This window comes from Lachnospira pectinoschiza (assembly GCF_020564355.1).
GTDB lineage: Bacteria > Bacillota > Clostridia > Lachnospirales > Lachnospiraceae > Lachnospira > Lachnospira intestinalis.
In genome coordinates, this window is sequence record NZ_JAJCRR010000062.1 from 1 (window position 1) to 229 (window position 229).

Here is a 229-nt window from a genome sequence, read left to right on the forward strand (position 1 = left end):
TTTTAATAATCTGGCAGCCACCTGCTTTCCCATACCGTCTCCAGTATAGTATCATCGGCCGCTTAAGGCTTAACCATCGTGTTCGGGATGTGAACGGGTGTGTCCCCTAAGCGCATCGCCACCAGAATAATTTAACTGTCACTGACAGCTCAACAGTAAAACAACCCCTACTTTTTCTTCCTTAGAAAGGAGGTGATCCAGCCGCACCTTCCGATACGGCTACCTTGTT

At 48.0% G+C, this 229-nt stretch carries 1 rRNA gene; it reads right to left on the reverse strand.

The features are described 5' to 3' along the window. Positions 1-8: 8 nt before the first annotated feature. Positions 9-126 (reverse strand): 5S ribosomal RNA (gene rrf / locus LI288_RS14250). Between the last annotated feature and the right edge of the window lie 103 nt (positions 127-229).